Source organism: Caldivirga sp., assembly GCF_023256255.1.
Classification (GTDB): Archaea; Thermoproteota; Thermoprotei; order Thermoproteales; family Thermocladiaceae; genus Caldivirga.
The window spans coordinates 1-22,259 of sequence record NZ_JAGDXD010000001.1; the positions used below are offsets into that span (position 1 = coordinate 1).

Genomic DNA, 22,259 nt, shown 5'->3' on the forward strand with positions numbered 1-22,259 from the left:
CAACAACCATCAACACAGCCTCAACACCATAAATCCTCTTCCTACCCCAATAATCCGCAAGCCACCCAAAAAGCACTTGACCAATAATAGCAGTTAATATTGCTGATGAAGCTACAACACCCTCAGCTGGAATACCCAGTATGGGTGTTTGTAGGTTAAAACCATTAATTTGCGTGCTTCTGAATATGTCAAGTACCGCACCAATTATGAACAAATCATATGCATCAGTAAAGAAACCCATGCTTGCTGTGAAAAGTATCTTAAAGTGCCGTGAAGTAATATTAATGTTATTGATCCCATTGAATGGATTCCTACTGGCAGCGTACTCAACATGCTTCATTGTTCTCATTCCTATGAATGAAGGGAACCATTATAAACTTTATCTGCGTAAAATGGGTACTCAATATAGTTGTAAGCGAAACCCGTTAACCTACAGAGAGCCGGTAGTGTTAGGGGAATCAATGGAATCATCAGTGGAGGAACACTAAGACTTAAATACCTTAATTAATTAAGGTTAGGTATGTCTAGCGTAAGGGCAGTGGATGTTAAGGAGCATGAGAAGTTTAAGGGTGTTTACTGGATTGAGTTTGAGGATGGCTCAGCCAGGTTAGCCACAAGGAATCTGACACCAGGCAGAAGGGTTTATGGTGAACAGTTAATTAACCTGGGTGGTGTTGAGTATAGGGTATGGAATCCTTACAGGTCTAAGCTTGGTGCCGCAATAATGAATAAGCTTGACGTAATGCCTATTGGTGAAGGTTCCAAGGTGCTTTACCTTGGTGCTGCAAGTGGTACAACAGTTAGTCACGTGAGTGATATAGTTGGGTTAAGTGGCTTAATTTACGGTGTGGAGTTTAGCCCAAGAGTCTTCAGGGAATTCATGCAGAATATAATAGATCAAGGTAGGTTAAATGTTGTACCAATACTCGCTGACGCCAGGTATCCTGAGCAGTACATTTCACTAGTTAAGGGGGTTGATGTTGCCTACATTGATGTGGCTCAGCCGTTTCAAGCTAAGATACTTGCCGATAATGCTGATGTATACTTAGTTAAGGGTGGTTACATAATCCTTGTCATAAAGGCAATGTCTATTGATGTAACTAAGGAACCATCTGAAACCTTCAAGAGGGAGATAGATACAATTAAGGAGAGGGGATTTGATATAATAAACACTGTTCATCTTGAGCCCTATGATGTAGCTCACGCGTTAGTTGTTGGTAAGAGGGATTGAGCGAATAGTCTTCATTAACCACCATGGTTCAGCATTAGTCTTAATCCCATCAACAGCGAAGTGCGTGCCATACGCCTCAACGCCACTTTCCATTAAACGCGCCCTGAGTCTTAATGGACTTGGGATAAAACCTAAACCCTTACCTAACTCCGTGACCGTATAATATAATGGTATTGGTAAATTATCAGGTAATGTCCCCTTAATGGTTTCCGCAGCCCTTAACTCGTAGTCAACATTGTTGATTAACATTAATGAGTAATCAATGAATTCAACATCCCCAATAGGCCCAATCCACAGTGGGCCACTGGTCACGCACCTATCCATAAAGCCATTCGGGTACCTTCTAATGAATCCTCTGTTTAATGAATCACCACAGTAGTAAGCGTAGCCTAGATTCCTTACCGTCTCTCTAGCAGTCCCCCTATCCTTATGCACCGTCACGCATACCCTGTAGTAGTGTCTCTCCCAATATGATAATAATGGTCTAATCCCAGCATCAATTACGAGGGCTTGCCTAGCTAGGAAACCCAATAAACCCCTTAAACCTATTTCCCTGGATAAGTAACCTCTAAGTGGCTTAAAGCCATACCTCCTAATAGCCTTATTGGCGTAACTACCCTGTAGGACTGCTAGGTCAGTGGCCGTAACGCAGAGTAGTCCACCATGCCTAATTGAGAATAAGGCAGTGTTAATGTATGGGGCAGGTGAACCATAAGGGTCAATGTCTATCATGTCGCACTTACTATTAGCTAGCAGAACATTAGCATCACTCTTAATCACCTTAATCTGATCCCTTAGGCCGTTTAAGTCAACATTCCTTGATGCAACATCAACCGCAGTGTCATCCACGTCACCGGCAATAACCTTCTCAACCCCAGCCTCCCTAACATACCTTATACTCCTCACGCCTGTACCCGTGAATGGTTCACACAATACGCCATTCTTACCAAGTAGCCTTAAATACGCCCTAACAACGATAACTGACACACTCCTGTTGTTGGCCATGGCTGGATTATAGAATACTGGTGCCCAAGCTGGCTCAATACGCCCACCCGCGATATATTTGCTTAAGTCTGGTGCGTAAAAGGAGACCGCACCTTCCCTCTGAATCACATACATTAAATGAAGTCGATAGTGGACTCTATTAAACTCTTCGCAATCTCATTCAGCCACTGTTCTTAAGTCAATGCGGAGGCCTAATTCTTTTTAACAATGAGTGGCTTAAGGGACTCACTTGAATAACTTAGTGTAATTGAAGTAAACGGAATCCTCAACTGTTTCCACATCAATACCCCTTATCTTAGCGATCTCATTGACAGTATCCCTAATCATAAGGGGTGTTAGCCTAATTCCCCTATACTCATATGGGCCATCACTTTCAGTAAGCATGAAACGAAGTGGTACAGCTTCAGCAACCCTCCTGGATTTTTCCTGAACCTTAACAGCAGCGTTGATTGATATGTAGTAACCCTGTTCCGTTAAGTCTCTTATTAGGTCAAGTGGCCCAGTATACCAGTGGAACATAACCTTATTAACGTCAGCCTTAGTGATCATTTCAAACACTTCCCTCCACGCACTAGGGGAGTGAATGTTGAGGACCAGGTCATACTCCTTAGCCATTCTTAGGAACTCACTGAAGAACCTCCTCTGCTTATCAATGGTGTTTGGTACAAATCTAAGGTCTAAACCAACCTCCCCAAGACACCTAACATCATTATCCTTAACCAACTTCTCAATAACCGCAACATCACTGAAAGGTACCTTATTAACATTCCATGGGTGTATCCCAATGCATGGATTAATGCTGCCGAATCCTTCAGTGAGGTTAAGAACAATCATTGATGTCTTAACATCCTCAGCCACCGAAACCAGTATCATACCATTGAAGCTTCCTAACTCATCATTACTAAACTCGTATAGGTGAACATGGGAATCAACAAGCATTGCGCAACCACTTAACGCTTCAGGGATTTACTGAAGCTTAATTGAGTCTTCAACGTACCCATTACTGGTTATTGTTAAAGTATCTATTCCATCCCCTGAGGTTGGATCCCTGGCTATGGCTTCTTTAATAGCCTTTATTGCCAATTCCTTAGCGTCCTTAACGGTTATGTCGCTTGTGTAACCAGTCTCTATTAGGCCTATGGCAGTCCTGGCGCCGTTACCTAGGGCTGCAAAATCATCCTCAATTAATGAACCCCATGAGTCAAGTATGAATAATCTGGGTCCTTCCTCATCAATACCTCCCACCATGGTTTCAGCTATGTAAGGCATGTACTTGTTTTGAAAAAGCATTATGCTCAGTAGTTTAGCAGTCGCCCTAACCGAAACAGGCCTTTTCATTTCTATCTCCATGTTGGCAATATTAGCCCTAATCACCTTAGTTATCGTCTGTATATCCGCTAAGATACCGGAGGATGCTATGCCAATCCTATTTGTTATTGGGTAAACCTTCTTACCTGACTTACTCATTAGGTAGAAGCCGTATGAAACCCTCTTTTCAGCCGCCAAGACAACGCCATCCTTAGCCCTTATACCAACCGTTGTCCCAGTCATTAATTCAAGTTCATCAGACATTACAGTACACCGTCCCTTTCCTCCACTAGGGTGTTTTAAACTTTAACTAGAAAGCGGACGGTTTATTAACAGGCAGTTTAGTAACGGTTACGTGAACTTTAAGTCAACGTTACCATACATTCCCAGTGCAGAGGAGGCTGTTAGGCAATTCATTAATAGGTATAAGGCTATTGAGGCTAGGTCACCTACATCGCTTCCTGGCGTCGAGAGACTGAGGAGACTTGAATCAGCTAGGGTTAAGGGGACCTCAGGCTGGTTACTCAGCATGTTTAAGGGTATTGCATACAACATGCCCTTCATTAATGACCTTCACCCATTCTACAGGGAGCTGATTGGAATCATAATTAGTATTGATGAGTACAAGCACTCACTGGGTAAGCTTACTAATTCAAGCAGGGCTATAAACAGTATAAGTAGGGATGCATTAAGAATGATTAAGGTTGCTCAAGACAAGGATGAGATTATTAAGGCTAGGAGAATGTATGTATCGAGGATCATTGATCTGATAAATGACCTAGGGCCCGAGTTAAGAACACTGAAGGAGGCGGCAATTAAGATGAGTAGGTTACCTTCAATAAGTGTTGAGAAGCCTACAATTGTCGTTTCAGGAATGCCCAATACTGGTAAGAGTAGCTTAGTGGCCTGTGTCTCAACAAAGAAGCCTGAAATAGCTGATTACCCGTTCACAACGAAGCAGATCATAATAGGTCATGTTAAGGTGTACGGCATTTACGCTGTTCAGGTAATTGACACCCCAGGGTTATTGGATAGGCCACTTAGTGAAAGGAATAAGATTGAGCTTCAGGCTATTTTGGCATTAAGGCATTTGGCTGATTCAATAGTATTCATGGTTGACCCAACTCAACATAGTGGTTACACGCTTAATCAACAGTTAAACCTACTTAAGGAGGTGAGCCAAAGCTTTAAGGCTAATGTAGTGGTTGCAATCAATAAGGTTGACTTAGCCTCTGAGGAAGAAGTTAAGACTGTTGAAGACACTTTAAGAAGCCTAGGATTCCCCTACAGGTTAACATCCGCCTTAAAATGCACCGGCACTAGGGAGTTAGTTGATGAATTGATTAATGGCCCATTAAGAAGTAAACTCATTGACTACTTAAGGATAACTCACGAGAGGGCTCTTAGTCCTGAACCTAAGTGAAGTACTCTAATTCCACAAAATTGTTTATAAACACCGGCTTCCTGAACGCATATGCAACAGACACCGCATCCATTAACGTACAAGTTCGTTAGGTACTGCGTTAATAAGGCATACTCAAAGTTAATAGCGGGATTTAAGGAGAACGACGCTAATATACTCTACTCCATTGAAACTATAGTTAATGAACTTAGGAACGCTGAGGGTGGTTTCAAGAGTATTAATGATGTTGTTAATTTCCTGACAGGTGACTTTCTATCAGAGTATAGGAGGGCTATAAGCACGTTGAAGAGCGATTTAACAACTCAATTGTTTAAGGATATTTTAAACAACTGCATGGATCTTGATGAGGTTAAGGGTAATGTTGAATTAGTAAACGTAATAAAGAACGTAATGGAGAAGATGGCTTCAATTAAACCTGAGGAGAAACTGGCTGAGGAGGTTAATGCAACCTCCTAATCTAAGGTATGATGCATACTCCTAGGCGTAACTGTAGTATTCATTAACTAAGTGGGTTTATTTCAAGAACGGTCTTAATGTCATCATGAGTCCAGGAGTAGGCTTCCTGGTAATTATCGAGAGTTGCCCTCTTGGTGATTAACCTGTTAAGCCAGTCACCAAACTTGCTCTTCGCATCGGCCATATGCCTTAAGCCTAATTCAAAGTGCCTAACATTAGCGTTAACAGACCCAACCAGGATCTTATTATTAAGCACCGAATCCGTCAATACACCACCTAGGTCACTAATAACCCCACCAGGTGGGTAAACCCCAAGGAGCACCATTACTCCATTTGGGGCTAAATGCCTTAAACCATCCACTGTGACTTGAGGAGAGCCGGTTGCCTCCACTACAAGGTCAAAGAAGCCCTCAATACTGCTTAAGGCGGCATCAACATAAACTCCCCCTAGTTCCCTAACTAACCTGGCCTTGAGACTATCAGGTGGCCTGGTAGCTACCGTGGTTGTTGAAAGGCCCATTAACCTAAGCACCATTGTTGAAAGTAGGCCTATTGGCCCTGCCCCAAGTATTAGCGCATTTTTAGGCTTCCACTCAAACCTTGAACCACCTATGCTGAGTGCCACATCAATACCCTTCTCAACTACACTTAATGGTTCCGTTAAGACAGCCACATCAATTAACTCCTTCGGAACCTTAACAAGATACTTAGCATCAGTCACTGAGTATTCAGCCGCATGACCATGAAGCCCCCAAATGCCGTGTTCCACGTAATGACCCATTGGGCAGTAATCCACTGGTAAGTCGCAGTTAACGGGCCTCCTGACAGTTGGCACCACAACGTCACCAACGGAAACATTATCCACACCATCCCCAAGCTCCTCTACGAGCGCCAAAGCCTCATGGCCAAGTATTAAGTATTGACTACCAGGTGGTGCCTTGCCATACTTACCCTCAATTATTTCCTTATCCGTACCACATATGCCAACTCTAATTGGCTTAAGGAGTACTTGACCATGATTAGGCTTAGGTTTATCAACATTCCTTAACCTTAGGGATTCAGGAACCCCTGGAATAACTGTAACAGCCTTCATTACAGGCTAGAGACCTCATAGTTAATTAATTTTACTGCAACATTTAATTTCTCAACTTTAAGATAACTACAAATACTTATGAATCAACTGATCCCCCATATAAAAATCTTCAGGAACATTAGGTACACTCTATGAATTACCTAAGCTTATTAGGCTTAAGTTAGTTAGGGGAATTATATGAGAGAGGAAGTTTATAAGTGGCTTCAGCAGGCATTTGATGACTTAGCCACAGCCAAGGACATGGTGGCCACTGGTCACTACTATGCAGCAGCCTTTTGGGCCCAGCAGTCCGCCGATAAGGCTTTAAAGGCTCTTGCACTTAGTCTGGGTAAAGTATTGAGGACTCATGATTTAAGTGAAATATTGAACACCATTCATGAGGAATCTGGGTTACCTATTGATGATGTTAAGCAAGATGCTAATAAGTTAACTATTCATTATGTAGTTTCAAGGTATCCTAATGCCGCTAATGCCATACCTTCAAGGATTTACAGCAGGGATGATGCTGAGGATTTGGTTAGGAGGGCTGAGAAGGTGATTCAATGGGTAAGGCAAAATCTGCGCTAGAAAGCCAAAGGGAGATGCTGAGAAGGGTTATGGAATTTATAAGTGATGTGGCTAAGGAGATTAATATTGAGGGTGTCTTCATAGTTGGTTCAAGAGCCAGAGGGGATTACTTGGAGACAAGTGACATAGATGTTGTCATAGTGTCCAGTGACTTTAGGAGAATGAACTACGTTGAAAGGCTGAAGAAGCTAAGCCAATACAGGAGACCTGGAATAGACCCCTTCCCCTACACCCCTGAGGAGTGGGAAAATCCACAAATACTCTACTTGGTTCAAATGAAGAATGAGGCTAAGAGATTAGAGGACCTAATGGACACTTACTTAATGTATTAATGATAATTAGGCTCATCCTAATGTAGAAGCTTGGAGGCAGCCCATTACTTCACGTAAATATTCTAACCAACCTTAAAGAGGTAGGGTTACTGGCTACTTTACTGTGAACTCACGGTATTGAACCTTCGAAGGGTGGTGGTTCATCAATTCCCCCTTCACCTTTAAGAACAGCCTCAAGTACCTTTATTGAGTTTAACCTTGACAACATCCTATTATTGTTACCGCAGTACGGTGAGTAAACGCACCTTGGGCACCCATCCCTGCAGTTGCATGAAGTCACTATACTATATGCTACATCAATAACCTTATCAATCCTCTCCATGAGAAGCTTAGTGACTCCTGAACCCCCTGGGTAAGAGTCGTAAATCACAATGTGACCTGTGGGGTAAGAGACACCACCCATGTCCGTTGGTGCTGCATTAACTATAACTTCACCCGCTGATATTAGAACATGCTCAGTTGCGTGATAAGCCTTACCCTTCTCCATGAAGTCCCTTAACTCCACTGATGAGAAGTTCACTGGAGGCATATTGAGTAGTATACCCTTTGTCCTGAACCTGTACCTTATTGGTTCACTTAACCTGTACTCGCCAAGAGTCTCATTACTGCTCATCCTCTTAACAACGTATCCGTAGACCTCCTCCTCAATGTCTAGAATAGCGTACCTTATTGGAATACCCTTATACCTTGATTCCTCAATAACACTGACTACAGTTGGGTTACTATTGTACAGCGCCTTAGTTATTAATTCACCTGAATCCTCAGGAACAACTATGGCTCTCCTATGCTTCACGTCTAGTTCAAGAACCTTATACGTTGAACCACCATGCATATATATGGCTCCGGGGTAGAGTTCCCTAATGGCCATGGGCATCTCCCTATACCCAACTAACCCACCTCCCTTACGCCTAATTACGACAACATCACCATTACCTCTAATCACGTTGAACGAATTGACTGTTCTTAAGCCATCTACGGTTAGGAAAACCCTATCACCCCTAATGGAAACTAACCCTTCATTAACCAGTTTAACTATGAGGCCTCTTAAGTAGTCATCAAGTTCACTCAACTTGACGGCGGTTTCCTTAACCATGGCTAATAAGTGCCTTACAGCCACTTCATCATTATTGGGTTCCATGAACATTGGCTCAGGTGACCTATTGTAGAATTCCTCAGGGTGATTAGCGTAGTAAGTGCTCATTGGGTCATCCCCAAGCACCTGAATTACGTAAGCCCTCTGACCCCTTCTACCAACTCTCCCAGCCCTTTGAAGGTACTTTATGAAGCTAGGTGGATTAGTGGCCATTACTGCGAAGTCTGCGTCACCAATGTCAATACCCAGCTCCAGCGTTGGTGTAGCTAACACAACCTGTAGTTCACCGGATTTAAACGAATCCTCAACCCTCCTCCTCTCATCAGGCCTTAACCCAGCCCTATGAACAGCCACCTTACTGCCAATACCCATGGTGTTAACCATCCTCTTAATAACCTCCACCATCCAATGACTATCAGCAAAGACTATGCACTTCCTACCTAATTCAACACATAGCTTAACTAGGTTAGTAACCTCCTGCAGTTTCCCCCTCCTAATTGGCCTAAGCATTACGTGAACTAACTCGCCCCTTACCCCTCTAATACCCTCAATGTGAACCACCTCTGAGTTAATTAGGTTACTGAAGTACTGCATTGGGTTACCTATAGTCGCCGAGGCAGCAGCAAACTTAACTCCTGGGTTAAGGTTCTTAATTCTTCTAATCAAGTAATGCATGTGTGATCCCAGTACGCCATTATACACGTGAACCTCATCTATAGTGATGTAATCCACCGTTGACATGAACCTCCTGAACGCTGGGACGTGAAGCATAGCCGTATTCAACATGTCTGGGTTAGTTAAAACTAGGGAGTATTCACCATTATAAACCCCCCTCCTAACCTCCATTGGGGAATCAGCATCATATGTCGCAACTCTTAATCCTAATGGTTCAGCCAGGGACCTAAACCTGGATTCTTGATCCCTAGCCAGGGCCTTAGTTGGGTAAATCACAACCTCTCTCCTATGGTTAAGAGCCCTAGCCATTATGGGTATTAGGAATGCCTCAGTCTTACCTGTACCAGTACCTGACGTTACTATTGTGTTCTTCCCCTCAGTTATGCTTATGTATGCCTTATACTGGTATTCATAGAGCCTACCTATGCCCATAGCCTTAAGGGTATTGGCTAATTCAGCGGGCTTCACGTAGTCAACATCAATACTTGGCTCCACCCTATCCCCATTCTCGACGTTCGCGTATATGATCTGGTGGCCGTTATCAGCCAGTAACCTAGATAGGACATTATCACTCCTCGCTAATTCAATTATTGCTAACCTCCTGGACCTCAAATTAACCCCCACTTATGTTCAAAAAAGATTAAAACCTGTTTAATAAGCCTTAGGGATAAGGGAAGACTTAGATGACCTCTTAACCAGTGGCACAAGCCTATTAATAATGTTAGGAGGCACCTTATACACTGATGCTGCTATTTCATGAATAAGCCTATTGTTTGGTGCACACTTCTCAAGACCTAGCCTTATGCAGTAGGCGTATTTCTCAATCCTAATCTCGTTCTGGTTACTGAAGCGGCCTAGGGCAATGCCTTCAGCAATCTTAGTGGCTATGTAGAATTTAACGTAGTTAACGAGCCTCTGCCTAAGTGGCTCAAAGGTCTCGTAAAACACTCTATAGGTTCTTGAAATATCATCCTCAGGCATGAATCCTAGGACTGAACCAGTGTACACTAGCCTATAAACCCTGAAAACCTTCTCCTCAAGTGAATCGCCGAGAACCTGATTATCCTCTATTAGGTTCCTTAACGCTATCTTTGACTCATCACCATTATAATTCTTAATAATGCCATATGCCTCATCTGAAATTAACTCCACTTTAAATATTGAGCCGTAGTTCTCTTTAACTTCACGTTGGGTCACAAGCCCCATTCCATAGACCCCAACAACGTACACTGTAGCTAATTCCTTATCGTAAATGTCGATCTTACTTAGCCCTCTGAATGGCTCAATATCGTGTTCATCATAGTATTTCGTCAATAAGTTAACTAACTCACCCCTTGATACTATTTCCCCTCTAAGCACCTTATCCCAAAGCTCTACAGCAACGTTAACCCTCTCTTTATACAAGTCCTTAACCTCAACCATACTCCCCACTTCCTCCTGTACTAGGGGCTATAGGGGTAAGGCTTAATAAAACTGCCGCAGCTGGCGTATCTCATTCTTAATCAATTTAGTTCAATCTTGTCGTTAAGTTTATAAAGACTAAGACTATATAGGTTTCGGTGAGTTTGTATTGAAGGGACGATACGCAGAGCCTGCATAATAGGCGCCAGTGGTGTCATAGGCGGTGAATTACTTAGACTACTGCTTGATCATGGTAACGTTGAGGTTGTTTGCGCAACATCAAGAAGATTCGCGGGTGAATTCATCTATAGGATTCACCCAAACCTCAGGGGGTTCACTAACCTAAAGTTCACTCAACCCAGTATTGACGCTGTGCTTAAGAATGAGGCTGACGTAGTCTTCCTAGCCCTACCCCATGGTGAGTCAGTTAAATGGGTTCCTAAGGTTGTTGAAAGCGGCTTATTGGCCATAGACTTAAGCGCGGACTTCAGGTTAAAGAACCCTGATGACTACGTTAAGTGGTATCACTGGCCTCAACCACACCCATACCCTGATTTACTTAAGGCTGCTGCCTATGGTTTACCTGAACTGCACAGGGATGAGATTAAGGGCTCCAGGATAATTGCCGTACCTGGATGCATGGCCACAGCCTCAATAGTTTCACTTGCACCCCTGGTTAAGGGGCATTTAATCAATAGTGACTTCATAGTTGTTGACGCTAAAATAGCCAGTAGTGGTGCAGGGGCGGAGGGAACAGTGCTTGATTTCCATTGGCATAGGACACACGTGGTTAGGCCATATCAACCAGTTGGCCATAGGCACACGGCTGAAATAGAACAGGAATTAAGCCTATTGGCTGGAAGTCAAGTTAACGTTGCATTCACTCCACATGCGGTTGACATGGTTAGGGGGATTTTCGTAACTGGGCATGCTAAGCTGAGTGGTAGCCTTAATGAACCTGACTTGTGGAAGGCGTACAGGGGCATGTATGGTAATGAGAAGTTCATACGCATAGTTAAGGATAAGGCTGGCCTAGCCCATTACCCAAGTGTTAAGTATGTTGTGGGAACTAATATGATTGATGTTGGGTTTGAACTAGACCAGAGGCTTAATCGTGTTGTCGTATTCTCAGCAATAGATAACTTAATTAGGGGTGCTGCTGGGCAAGCCATTCAATCATTCAACATTAATCAAGGGTTCCCAGAAGATGAGGGACTTAGGTTCATTACACCATATCCAGTGTAGGTGATTAACAATGATGATTGTTAAGCTTGGTGGTTCAGTAATATGTGGTGGCGGCTTAGATAACGTGACTAATGATGTTGAACCAGGTACTGTTTTAATCCACGGCGGTGGCTGCATGGTTAACAGCATCATGGAGAGAATGGGTGTTAAACCAGTAATACTGAAGCACCCCAATGGATACACCAGTAGGTACACTGATGAAGAGACCCTTAAGGCTTACGTAATGACCATGATGTTCATTAATAAACTCATTGTGAGCAAGCTGAACGCAAGAGGGGTTAGAGCAATAGGCTTAAGCGGCGTTGACCTAGGGTTAGTTACAGCTAAGAGGAAGGAGAAGGTCATGGTAATTGATGAGAGGGGGAGAACCAGGGTTATTGACGGAGGATTCAGCGGCAGGGTGACTGGGGTTAATGTTAACCTCATGAACCTAATGTTAAGTAACTCCGATGTAGTTGTTGTAAGCCCAATAGCCATATCCCAGGAGGGGCTTATGCTTAACGTTGATGGTGATCAGATAGCTGAAAACATGGCTATATCAATGAACGTGAAGGAGCTAGTAATACTGACTAACGTTGACGGCGTACTGGTTAACGGTAAGCCTGTGGATAAGGTTACTAAGGCCAATGCTCAGCAAATTCTCCAATACGCAACAGGTGGTATGAGGAGAAAGCTTGAGACCGCCCTCAAGTTGAGTGAACTGGGCGTTAAGACAATTATCGCCAACGGCTTGAGGGATAAGCCAATACGATCCGCGCTTAATGGGGTAGGTACAGTAGTTGAATGAAACTCCGGGGTTTAGGTATGGATGTTTGACGTTAATATACTTTACATAGTGCCTATGCTTTCTTTTACTTTTATAGAAAAGTTTATAAACACGTAGAAAACAGAGGTAACTATGCAGGCGTTCAAAGTAACCTGCAAAGTATGTGGAACCGAGTTTGATGTGCCAGGAGACGTGATGGATGGTGAATTAACTAGTTGCCCAACATGTGGTACAAAGTACATTGTGAAGGTTAGTAAGGATAAGCTTGAACTAGAGGAGTTTAAGGGGGATGTTGAGGATTACGGCGAATAGGTGATTTCTATTGAAGTCCATATTCTCTACGACATAGTTAGGCTGGAGGAGAAGCTGTTAATTAATGAATTGAGTAAGCGGGGATTAAGTGCCAAGCCTATTAGGGCTGAGTTCATTAACATTAATGGCGGTAGCATTAACGCGGTTGGTTTAATTAGGGTAGCTGGTAGGAGTAAGGTTTTACCATTATCCTTCACTTACCAGGAACTGGGGCTTGGGTCAATTAACCCATTTAACAGCCTATACATTACCCACGACAAATTCCTCACACTAGTTAAGCTAATTAAGGCTGGTATACCAACACCAAAGTCAACGCTACTGCTGGATCATGGGGAGGAAGCGTTGAGTGCCCTTGGATCACCATTAATAATAAAGCCGACTGACGGTTCATGGGGTAGGTTGGTTGCCTTGGTTAATACGATTAGGGAAGCTAACTTAGTCATGAGGAGTTACGATGATGGTGTATTACTGGGCCAGGAGTACGTTAAGAAGCCTAAGCGAGATATTAGGGTTACTGTGGTTGGGGAGAGGGCTGTTGCAGCAATCTATAGGTATAGTGATGATTGGAGAACCAACACTGCTAGGGGTGGTTCAGCAGCCCCTGTTAAGATTGACCCGGAGCTTGAGGACATTTCAGTTAAGGCAAGCGTAGCCACAGGTTCAGTGTACTCAGGTGTGGATATTGTTGAATCTGAGAGGGGTTACCTCGTTCTTGAGGTTAACGGGGTACCTGAATTTAAGAACGTACAAAGGGTTACTGGGGTTAATGTTGCCGGTGAAATAGCTGAGGAGGTAGCTAGGCTAATTATTTCCTAATAAACTCACTAATAGCCTCAGCCAGTCTAAAACTAACCCTAACACCACTAACCTTACTTACCGCCTTAAATTCAGGGATACCATTTATTTCACTTATGTAGTACCCATCACTGCCCACTAGCACATCAACGCCAGCGTAGAATGCACCCACCGCCTCAGTAGCCTTAATAGCGTATTCCTCTAATTCCCCATTAACCTTAATGGGCATTGCTAATCCACCCCTAGCCACGTTACTCCTCCAGTCACCCTGAGGGGGCTTCCTCATCATTGACGCCACCACTGAACCATTAATTACAAAGATCCTTAAGTCACTGCCATCACCAATCCTCTCCTGAATAAGTACAGGTAAATGATCCTTAGCATGCTTTATGAGTAACTTAGCCTCACCATCACTTACAATGGCGGTTAACCTACCCCATGAACCTGACGCTGGCTTAACAATACGTCCACCACCGGCTACACCATCGATGATTGGTTCAAAGACTACGTAAGTGTCTGGAACAGGTAGGCCTATTTTCTTAAGTAGCGCTGCCGTAATGGCCTTATTCCAAGTTAACGAGAGTGTTAAGTACTTGTTTATTGATACGCCGCCAGTGTTCTCAATAATACCAGCCATTGTTATTGCAGTCCTATGGTTAAGGTTCCTTACCAGGAAGACTCCGTCAAGTTTCTCAATGTGAAGGGGCTTTGTGGATTGAAGAGTGTTAACGCTGATGCCGAGTTCATTAAATGCCCTAATTAACTCAACCTCCTCCTCCCTTAAGTAATCATACGTTATGGTTAATTCCACTGGAGGTCACCTAAACTTAATTCACCGCTCCATGGCTTAACGTTGAGTACGCCACCGTTCCAATACCATTTAAATGCCCTAGTTAACTCAAGACCCAGCGTTGAGTCTAGGATAATTGGGGTGGATGTGTCTGCAGCTAACCTGCGGGTTACGTAATCCTTATCCTCCGTGGAGCCTCCCGTAATTAGGATATCAACCTTACCAAGCTTCAAAGCCTCACGTGCATTCTCCTCATCAATCAAGGTTACCTCCTGGCTAAGCGTCTTCCTGATTTCTTCAATGTTCTTAACGTGGTCTTCATCGTAAGTGTACACTAATGCATTATTGTTCGGTATCCTTGATGGTGAAGTAGACAACCATGATTTAAGGAGAGCCTCCTCCAAAGTGCCCCCACTTGACGCAACCTCTCCAGTACTGTACATGACTGGGCCAAGTCTCGGGTACGCACCCCTTATTCTTGACCATGAGAATTGGGCTGATTTAACCCACCATTCCCTAGGCCTAATTAACCTATACCCCTCTAAGCCGAGCCCACTTATTGATGCTCTTAAGGCTAGCTTAGCTAGGTTAATTCCAGTAGCCTTACTGCTTAGGGGCATTGACCTGCTCGCCCTAATGTTAGCTTCAATTACGTATACCTTATCTCCCACTATGAATTGAACATTTAATGGACCCTTAACGCCAAGTTCTGAGGCTATTAAGTGGGTTACCTTAGCCATTTCATTAACCTGCCCATTACTTAACCTGTAACTCAACCCATTAGGAACCAGGACCATTGTACTATCCCCAGAATGCACACCGGGTGGTTCTACGTGTTCTATAGGGACTAGTATGGTTCCCTTACCATCACTGACACCATCAGTCTCAGCCTCTACACCACCCTTTAAAAACTTTGACACTAATACTGGGTGTTCTGGGCTTATTCTAGTAGCCTTCTCGATAAAACTAGTTAATTCACCCCTATTCCTAGCTACACCCATGTATGTTCCACCAAGTACGTAACTGGGCCTCACTATGACTGGGTAATCAAGCCACCTCTCCACCAGGTTGATTAACTCACTTACACTGTTTGCGTAGGCCCATGGTGGTTGAGCCACGTTAAGCTTATCGAGTAGTTTAGAGAACTTAACCCTGTCCTCGGCTAGGTCAATGGAGCTTGGGCTAGTGCCAAGTATCCTGGAGTCCCCTATCCATGAGCGGGCCTTACTGTATAGCCTTTGCCCAATTTGACCACCAGCCCAAAGCACCACTAGCTTAGGGTTCTCCTTAGCTATAATCCACCTAAGCGACTCCGGTGTTAATTCCTCGAAGAATAGCTTATCTGCGAAGTCCCAGTCAGTACTGACCGTTTCAGGGTTATAATTGACTACACCAACCCTGTAACCCAGTTCCTTAAGGCCTAAGACCGTGTTAACCACCGACCAGTCGAACTCAACGCTGACACCTATCCTGAATACACCTGCACCAATCACTAATGCATCAACACCAGGCCCAGTATCATCATCAAACTGACCACCACTGGTCAAGTATAGGTAGTTTGTTGAAGCAGGCCATTCACCAGCAAGGGTATCTATCTGCTTTACAACCTTGACAACACCCTGCATTGGGTTTGCCCCAATTCCCCTTAACTGCTCCTCACTAAAGCCGAGGGCGTAAACCTCACTAATGGGTACTTCACCACCCCCCTTAATTAATTCATAAGTATCTACGATATTCTTAATGGCATTTATGAAGAACTTATCAACGCCAGTCCATTCTGAAATCTCATCAACACTGTAGCCATCCTTGAGGAGTCTAGCCGCGTACAGGAACCAGTACGGTTTCCTCTCCTTAACCATCTTAACAGCAGTCTCAATTGTTGATTCATTGTATATGCGTCCACCAACTAACCCAGGCTCACCTATGTCCAGCATTCTCACGGCCTTTTGCCAAGCCTCCTCAAGGGTTCTACCAATACCCATCACTTCACCTATGCTCATCATTTCAGGACCAAGCGACTCATCAACGTTAAACCTATCGTTCTCCCATCTAGGTATCTTAACCACCACGTAGTCTAGGCTTGGTTCAAAGGCTGTGATAGTTCTCCCAGTTACCTTATTCATGAGTTCACTTAGCCTATATCCTAAGGCAAGCTTAGCCGCTATGTAGGCTAATGGGTAACCTGACGCTTTACTGGCTAGCGCACTTGACCTACTCATCCTTGGGTTAGTCTCAACTATGTACATTTCAGGGCCCTTATTATTGATGGCTACCTGCACATTACATTCACCTATTAGTCCAATGGATTCAGCCACCTTGATTGATATGAACCTTGACCTCTGGTACTCATCATTAGTTAACGTTAGGCATGGAGCCACCACCACTGAATCACCAGTGTGAATGCCCATTGGGTCAATGTTCTCCATGCACACAACCGCCACTGAATCACCGTGGGAATCCCTCATAACCTCAAACTCAATCTCCTTCCATCCACCAATGTACTTCTCTATCAGTACCTCCTTGATTTCACTTTGGGCAAGCGCCTTATGCATCCTATTAACCAACTCCTCACTACTCCTAGCCGTAAACGCCCCTGCACCACCTAGGTTGAATGAAACCCTAACCAACACTGGGTAACCTATCTCCTCAGCTCCCCGTAATGCCTCCTCAACATTGTGCGCTGTTACTGACCTGAGGACTGGTAATCCCCTACTCAACATGAGGTTCTTGAATAAGTCCCTACTTAACGCGCTCCTAATGCCCTCCACCGGTGTACCCAGTACCTTAACACCATACTTACTCAACACCCCTGCATCATTAAGGTTTACGCATGCTGACAATGCTGTTTGACCCCCGAAGCCGCAGGCCACGGCATCAGGTCTCTCTTCCTCAATAATCTTCTCAAGGAATTGGGTCTTAATTGGGGTGAAGTAAACCCTATCAGCGAACACATTAGTAGTTTGAACAGTGGCTACGTTTGGGTTAACCAGTATTGTCCTAATACCCTCCTCCCTAAAGGCCTTTAATGCCTGAATCCCGGAGTAATCGAATTCAGCAGCCTCAGCAACCTTAATTGGGCCACTGCCAATGATTAAGACACTCCTCACATCCAACCTGATTCACCCTTAATGACGCTTATGAACTTGTCGAAAACCCACCTAGTATCCACTGGGCCTGGTCTAGCTTCAGGGTGGAATTGGGTTGTTAATATTGGTAGGTTCTCATGGTAAAGTCCCTCTACTGTACCATCATCAGGCTGCACTGCCCAAACCTTAAGCCCAGTGCCGTTTAGGGTTGATGGATCCACTGCGTAGCCATGGTTGTGGGTGGTTACGTAGACCTTATTCCTAACTAAGTCAAGAACAGGCTTATTAATTGCCCTATGCCCATACTTCATTTTAAATAACCTCGCGCCCATTCCCACTGCAACCAACTGATGTCCTAGGCATATGCCGAGGGTTGGTTTACGATCCTTAACAACGTCATCAATTAAGCTTGATAATTCAGTTAGAAGCATTGGGTTACCTGGCCCATTACTTATCAACACACCGTCACAGTCAAGCGCCTTCCTCCACATTAAGCATGGGTAACGGACAACCTCAACACCTCTGCTAACCAATTCCCTAACTATACCCAGCTTAACGCCGCAATCCACTATGCCTATACACGGGTCCTCACCCTCATAAACTATTGGCTCCCGTGGTGAAACTAGTTCAGTGAAATTAATGGAATCGTACGGTGGGGTCTCCTTAATTATTCCCAACCCCCTCTGGGGGTTATCGGTAATAGCCCCCATTATTACCCCATATTCCCTAAGCTTCACTGTTAATGCCCTTGTATCAACCCTGAAGATTCCTGGCACATCCTGTCTCCTGAGCCACTCATCCAGGCTCATTACTGACTTGTAGTGATTCGGCTTAGTTAAATCAAATATGACTACGCCATTAACCTGAATTGAGTCGCTCTCCCACTGGTCCTGTGAAACCCCATAATTACCTATTAGTGGGCTTGTGAAGACTAGTATTTGACCCCTGTATGATGGGTCAGTTAAGGACTCGGGGTAACCAACGTTAGCTGTTGTGAAGACTACTTCCCCCACAGTCTCTGAATCTGCACCGAATGCGTAACCCTTGTAAACGCTACCATCAGCAAGCACTAGGTAGCGTTCCTTATACTTCATGCTCGTCCCATCATATCAACAAACCCTACTAACAATCCTACTTATAAACTTTACTACTAAACTTGAATCAACATGAGTGAGGATTATGAGTGTTGGACTTTGTGTTAATACGCCCACTATGCATCATCCTAGGCATAACTTTTTTAAGACCTAACATGAGTTAGAACTTAATGTTGAGTGAACTTGTTCAAGAATCACCAGTGGTGGTTAATATTAAGGATAGGTTATCCTCAGTAATACCAAGGATGAAGGAGTTGAGGATTCATACTGCTCCTGTGGTTAATGATTCAGGTAAACTTATTGGCGTAATAGATTATAGGGATTTATTAAGGAGGAAGGCACCCCTTGGGTCAAGGGCATCCTCAGTCATGCTTCCACCCCACTCAATAAGCATTAACACTAATATTGATAACGTGGTTAGGAGATTTTATGAAACGAGGCTTCGGGAATACCCAGTTATTGACAATAACGGTAAGTTAATCGGCATATTAACTAGAGGCAGGTTACTTACGGCAATAAAGGATCAACTACCGGTTAACGCTAAGGTCAGTGACTACATGACTAAGCCTATTCTCACAATAACCCCAAGTGACAATGTGGCTAAGGCTAGGTGGCTAATGATTAAGCACGGTATTAGCAGGCTACCTGTGGTTGATGGTAATAGGTTAGTTGGTATAGTATCATTAACGGACTTAATTGAGAAAATATACTACGTCTCAATACCTAGGAGAGCTAGGAGGGGGGATTTCTCAGGTGAGGAGGAGTTTCTAGCAGCACCAGTGAGTAGTATAATGAATACCCAGGTTTACTCAATAAGCCCTGATAAACCCTTAAATAAGGCCGTGGATTTAATGGTTAGTAAGGGTGTTACAGGCATAATAGTGGTTGATGGTGATAAGGCTGTTGGCGTATTATCAGGTAGTGATGTGCTTAAGGCTTACATGGACTCTAAGAAGATTATCCTCCCCATTCAAGCTAGGATAGAGATCAATGATGATGCCAAGCCATTAATAGAGAAGGTGATTAATAATCACTTAGAGAAGATCAGTAAACTTGTTAATGTAGTTGATTTTAAAGTTGACATAAGGGCTAGGGACTCTGGAAAGAGGTATGAAGTTACAGTAAGGCTTAAGGATGATAAGGAGCTTCACACTGCATCAGCCGAGGATAGGGACCCAGTGAGTGCTATTAGGGAGGCTATGGATAAGGTAATGCAGAGCATAATTAAGAACGTCTCTAAAGCTAGGGATACTAAGAGGAGGAGTAGAATCCAGGAGTAATTCAACATATGTTGATTATTTCATAGTAAATCTAAAATCACCCCCTTTAAGCTAATGATCAATATTAATAAATGATTTAAGGCCTAGGTTGAACCTAATTCACGCATCTACGTATTTCACGCAACAGCATATTAAGAGAATGATAAGGCAATGGAGGGGCATAGTTATTTTTAATGTGTAACACATATAAGATGGTTCATTAAACTTCCCTTAATGCCCGAGTTTAGGTTTCCCAATGGTGTGGTGGTTGAATTAATAAAGGGTGATATAACTACTCTTGAGACTGACGCCATCGTTAATGCTGCCAATTCATATCTTGAACATGGTGGTGGTGTTGCTGGGGCAATTGTTAGGAGGGGTGGTTGGGAGATTCAGGAGGAGTCGAGGGAATGGGTTAGGAGGCATGGTCCAGTGCCGGTTGGTGGCGTTGCAGTAACGGGCGCTGGGAGGTTAAGGGCAAAGTATGTGATTCATGCTGTTGGCCCTAGGTGCGGTGTTGAACCCATTGAGAAGCTTGACGATGCCGTCACCAACTCACTAAGGAAGGCTGAGGAGTTAAACTTAGTAAGTATAGCTTTTCCAGCAATTAGTACCGGTATCTTCGGTTGCCCATACGAGGATGCTGCAGTAATAATGGCTAAGGCTATAATGCGTGAAGCACCTAAGCTAAGTAGTGTTAAGAGGATAGTAATATGCCTATACGATGATGAAGCATTCAATGTGTTTAATAGGGTATTTAACAAGGAGCTTAAGGACTTTAAAACCTCATGAATTAAGTGAATCTAACTAAGCGTAATGATCCCATACGGTATACTTCATGAGTTTTAATGATGAATAGCTTGAGTTCATTGCTCAATTCCTTTGGGTGATGGACCTTTAAGTACGATGTAACATTTAAATATTCACGAGGTATATTAGCTGTAATGCTGTATTATGACATTGAACCGACAGGGATACCGGGGCTTGATGAGGTTATTGGAGGCGGCTTAATTAAGGGTAGGACCTACTTAGTTACTGGGGAGACTGGTGTAGGTAAGACTCTATTCTCCCTTTCATTCCTCCTCAACGGTTATAGGCTTGGGGAGCCGGGAATATATGTTTCAGTTGATGAGACATATGAGCAATTCGCTAATGGCGCATTAAGGTTTGGTTGGGATATTAATGCCTTAACTAGGACAGGCTTCTTCAGGATACTGGTCCCGGAAATGGATATTCTTGATACTATTAGGGAGAAGGATCCATCAGTGGTCGCCAGAATGATGGTTGAGTCCATTGCTGACTACGCAGCCTCAATTGGAGCTAAGAGACTTGTCATAGACCCAATTGCACCATTAGTAGCCATGGAGAAGGATGTTCAAGTGCTTAGGGAGTACATTAGGGAGTTGGTTATGGGTATTGAGAGGAAGATTCAAGCAACATCAATAATAACCACAGAGGTGCCAGCTGGCTCTAGGGCTATATCGAGGTATGGTGTTGAGGAGTTCTTGGCAACAGGAGTCTTCATACTTGGGTTAGCTAGGACAAATAATGGCTTCAAGAGGTACTTATTCATAAGGAAGATGAGGTGGCAGCCTGTTCAACCAGCAGTCTACGAATTCACCATAGAGAGCGGTGTTGGGGTTGTGGTTAAGGGGCCCTTAAAGGGAGTCTACATACCCTACATGTCTCAAGCACCCATAGTACTTGAAGAGGAGGTTTAAGTGAGGATACTGGTAACAGGTGTTGCTAAGTCAGGTAAGTCAACAATCCTGAGAATACTAGCTGAATTAGGCTACAGGACGATTAACGTATCAGATCTACTTGTGGAGAGTAGTTGCGTTAAGTGGAATGAGAATTACCAATCATTCGACATTACTGATAAGGACTGCGCAGCCAACTTAGTGAATAAAACTATTTTGAAATGTAACGTGAACTGCGCCTTAGAGACCGTTGCCTATGAATTAGTAGATCCCAGTTACGTGGATTTAGTGATTATAGTTAGGCGTGATCCAATGGAACTTTACGAGGAATACAATAGGTTAAAGTGGCCCTGCGTGAAGATTTTCAATAATACTATTAGCGAAGTCACTGGTTCCCACGTTAGTGACGTAGAGTCACTGTTTAATGGTAAGGTTAGGCAATTAGTTTTCACGAGTAATATAAGTGAACTAAGAACTAAGGTTCTCATGGCGATTAATAATGATTTAAATGAACAGGTTGATTGGTTGGTGAAGTACAGTGATGATGAGAGGTTTCACTCAATATTAATGAGTGTTGAGGGTTGTTTTTAGTGTTTGATTGCTATTGTTTTTACTTGCCTGTTCCCGT

23 protein-coding genes are annotated in these 22,259 nt (G+C 43.6%); 13 read left to right on the forward strand and 10 right to left on the reverse strand.

The window, feature by feature from the left end:
- On the reverse strand, positions 1–349 hold a 349-nt coding region (locus tag Q0C29_RS00005; protein WP_291998609.1), incomplete at its 3' end, for an MFS transporter.
- A gap of 171 nt (positions 350–520) precedes the next feature.
- Between Q0C29_RS00005 and Q0C29_RS00010 the strand changes: the two genes are divergently transcribed.
- Positions 521–1,231: a fibrillarin-like rRNA/tRNA 2'-O-methyltransferase gene (locus Q0C29_RS00010; RefSeq protein WP_291998610.1), complete on the forward strand. Its 711-nt coding sequence runs from the start codon at positions 521–523 to the stop codon at positions 1,229–1,231.
- Here Q0C29_RS00010 and Q0C29_RS00015 read toward each other — a convergent pair.
- The 3 genes from Q0C29_RS00015 to psmB form a co-directional block, all read right to left on the reverse strand.
- Positions 1,208–2,350, reverse strand: coding sequence for a tRNA (guanine(26)-N(2))-dimethyltransferase (locus tag Q0C29_RS00015; RefSeq protein ID WP_291998611.1), 1,143 nt, complete (start codon positions 2,348–2,350; stop codon positions 1,208–1,210). The two genes, Q0C29_RS00010 and Q0C29_RS00015, sit on opposite strands and share 24 nt — an antisense overlap.
- Before the next feature lie 111 nt (positions 2,351–2,461).
- A complete protein-coding gene (locus tag Q0C29_RS00020) occupies positions 2,462–3,175 on the reverse strand; it encodes a TatD family hydrolase (protein WP_291998612.1) in 714 nt (237 codons plus the stop codon).
- A 27-nt stretch (positions 3,176–3,202) separates the two neighbouring features.
- Positions 3,203–3,808: an archaeal proteasome endopeptidase complex subunit beta gene (gene psmB / locus Q0C29_RS00025; protein ID WP_291998613.1), complete on the reverse strand. Its 606-nt coding sequence runs from the start codon at positions 3,806–3,808 to the stop codon at positions 3,203–3,205.
- 91 nt (positions 3,809–3,899) lie between these two features.
- Here psmB and Q0C29_RS00030 point away from each other — a divergent pair, with 91 nt between their 5' ends.
- Together Q0C29_RS00030 and Q0C29_RS00035 are read left to right on the forward strand one after the other, a co-directional pair.
- Positions 3,900–4,967 (forward strand): GTPase, encoded by a 1,068-nt coding sequence (locus tag Q0C29_RS00030; protein ID WP_291998614.1) that lies wholly within the window; start codon positions 3,900–3,902, stop codon positions 4,965–4,967.
- Positions 4,968–5,018: 51 nt separating this feature from the next.
- Positions 5,019–5,423, forward strand: a complete 405-nt coding sequence (locus tag Q0C29_RS00035; protein WP_291998615.1) for a hypothetical protein — start codon at positions 5,019–5,021, stop codon at positions 5,421–5,423.
- Positions 5,424–5,466: 43 nt separating this feature from the next.
- Here the strand turns inward: Q0C29_RS00035 and Q0C29_RS00040 are convergent, their stop codons facing one another.
- Positions 5,467–6,516: a glucose 1-dehydrogenase gene (locus Q0C29_RS00040; protein WP_291998616.1), complete on the reverse strand. Its 1,050-nt coding sequence runs from the start codon at positions 6,514–6,516 to the stop codon at positions 5,467–5,469.
- Positions 6,517–6,693: 177 nt separating this feature from the next.
- Here Q0C29_RS00040 and Q0C29_RS00045 point away from each other — a divergent pair, with 177 nt between their 5' ends.
- Both Q0C29_RS00045 and Q0C29_RS00050 read left to right on the forward strand, forming a co-directional pair.
- Positions 6,694–7,083 carry a HEPN domain-containing protein gene (locus tag Q0C29_RS00045; RefSeq protein ID WP_291998617.1) on the forward strand — a complete coding sequence of 130 codons (390 nt, stop codon included), beginning with the start codon at positions 6,694–6,696 and terminating at the stop codon, positions 7,081–7,083.
- Positions 7,059–7,415, forward strand: coding sequence for a nucleotidyltransferase domain-containing protein (locus Q0C29_RS00050; protein WP_291998618.1), 357 nt, complete (start codon positions 7,059–7,061; stop codon positions 7,413–7,415). Before Q0C29_RS00045 ends, Q0C29_RS00050 begins: the two co-directional genes overlap by 25 nt.
- Positions 7,416–7,524: 109 nt before the next feature.
- Here Q0C29_RS00050 and Q0C29_RS00055 read toward each other — a convergent pair whose 3' ends face one another.
- Both Q0C29_RS00055 and Q0C29_RS00060 read right to left on the reverse strand, forming a co-directional pair.
- The gene (locus Q0C29_RS00055; protein WP_291998619.1) at positions 7,525–9,807 is read right to left on the reverse strand and encodes a DEAD/DEAH box helicase; all 2,283 of its coding nucleotides are present in this window, start codon (positions 9,805–9,807) and stop codon (positions 7,525–7,527) included.
- Positions 9,808–9,834: 27 nt separating this feature from the next.
- Entirely contained in the window at positions 9,835–10,605 is a 771-nt protein-coding gene (locus Q0C29_RS00060; RefSeq protein ID WP_291998620.1) for a DUF2192 domain-containing protein, read from the reverse strand.
- Positions 10,606–10,764: 159 nt separating this feature from the next.
- Here Q0C29_RS00060 and argC point away from each other — a divergent pair, with 159 nt between their 5' ends.
- From argC to lysX, 4 genes are all read left to right on the forward strand, one after another.
- On the forward strand, positions 10,765–11,829 hold the full coding sequence (gene argC / locus Q0C29_RS00065; RefSeq protein ID WP_291998631.1) for an N-acetyl-gamma-glutamyl-phosphate reductase: 1,065 nt from the start codon (positions 10,765–10,767) through the stop codon (positions 11,827–11,829).
- Positions 11,830–11,839: 10 nt separating this feature from the next.
- Complete coding sequence (locus Q0C29_RS00070) at positions 11,840–12,616, forward strand: [LysW]-aminoadipate/[LysW]-glutamate kinase (protein WP_291998621.1); 777 nt, start codon at positions 11,840–11,842, stop codon at positions 12,614–12,616.
- Between the two features lie 111 nt (positions 12,617–12,727).
- A complete protein-coding gene (locus Q0C29_RS00075; RefSeq protein WP_291998622.1) occupies positions 12,728–12,907 on the forward strand; it encodes an alpha-aminoadipate/glutamate carrier protein LysW in 180 nt (59 codons plus the stop codon).
- Positions 12,908–13,723 (forward strand): lysine biosynthesis protein LysX, encoded by an 816-nt coding sequence (lysX, locus tag Q0C29_RS00080; RefSeq protein WP_291998623.1) that lies wholly within the window; start codon positions 12,908–12,910, stop codon positions 13,721–13,723. It abuts the gene before it with no gap.
- On the opposite strand, the gene Q0C29_RS00085 is transcribed toward lysX, so the two are convergent.
- The 3 genes from Q0C29_RS00085 to carA are packed head-to-tail and all read right to left on the reverse strand — an operon-like array spanning position 13,713 to position 18,672.
- Positions 13,713–14,513, reverse strand: a complete 801-nt coding sequence (locus Q0C29_RS00085) for a RimK family alpha-L-glutamate ligase (protein WP_291998624.1) — start codon at positions 14,511–14,513, stop codon at positions 13,713–13,715. The genes lysX and Q0C29_RS00085 overlap by 11 nt on opposite strands.
- Positions 14,504–17,605, reverse strand: coding sequence for a carbamoyl-phosphate synthase (glutamine-hydrolyzing) large subunit (carB, locus tag Q0C29_RS00090; RefSeq protein WP_291998625.1), 3,102 nt, complete (start codon positions 17,603–17,605; stop codon positions 14,504–14,506). The genes Q0C29_RS00085 and carB overlap by 10 nt, the downstream gene beginning before the upstream one ends.
- Positions 17,596–18,672 (reverse strand): glutamine-hydrolyzing carbamoyl-phosphate synthase small subunit, encoded by a 1,077-nt coding sequence (carA, locus tag Q0C29_RS00095; RefSeq protein ID WP_291998626.1) that lies wholly within the window; start codon positions 18,670–18,672, stop codon positions 17,596–17,598. Before carA ends, carB begins: the two co-directional genes overlap by 10 nt.
- 170 nt (positions 18,673–18,842) lie before the next feature.
- Between carA and Q0C29_RS00100 the strand changes: the two genes are divergently transcribed.
- The 4 genes from Q0C29_RS00100 (at position 18,843) to Q0C29_RS00115 (ending at position 22,222) form a co-directional block, all read left to right on the forward strand.
- Entirely contained in the window at positions 18,843–19,952 is a 1,110-nt protein-coding gene (locus Q0C29_RS00100; protein ID WP_291998627.1) for a CBS domain-containing protein, read from the forward strand.
- A 213-nt stretch (positions 19,953–20,165) separates the two neighbouring features.
- The gene (locus tag Q0C29_RS00105; RefSeq protein ID WP_291998628.1) at positions 20,166–20,723 is read left to right on the forward strand and encodes an ADP-ribose-binding protein; all 558 of its coding nucleotides are present in this window, start codon (positions 20,166–20,168) and stop codon (positions 20,721–20,723) included.
- A gap of 152 nt (positions 20,724–20,875) precedes the next feature.
- Positions 20,876–21,652, forward strand: coding sequence for an ATPase domain-containing protein (locus Q0C29_RS00110; protein WP_291998629.1), 777 nt, complete (start codon positions 20,876–20,878; stop codon positions 21,650–21,652).
- Positions 21,653–22,222, forward strand: a complete 570-nt coding sequence (locus Q0C29_RS00115; protein ID WP_291998630.1) for an AAA family ATPase — start codon at positions 21,653–21,655, stop codon at positions 22,220–22,222.
- The last annotated feature ends 37 nt before the right edge of the window (positions 22,223–22,259 follow it).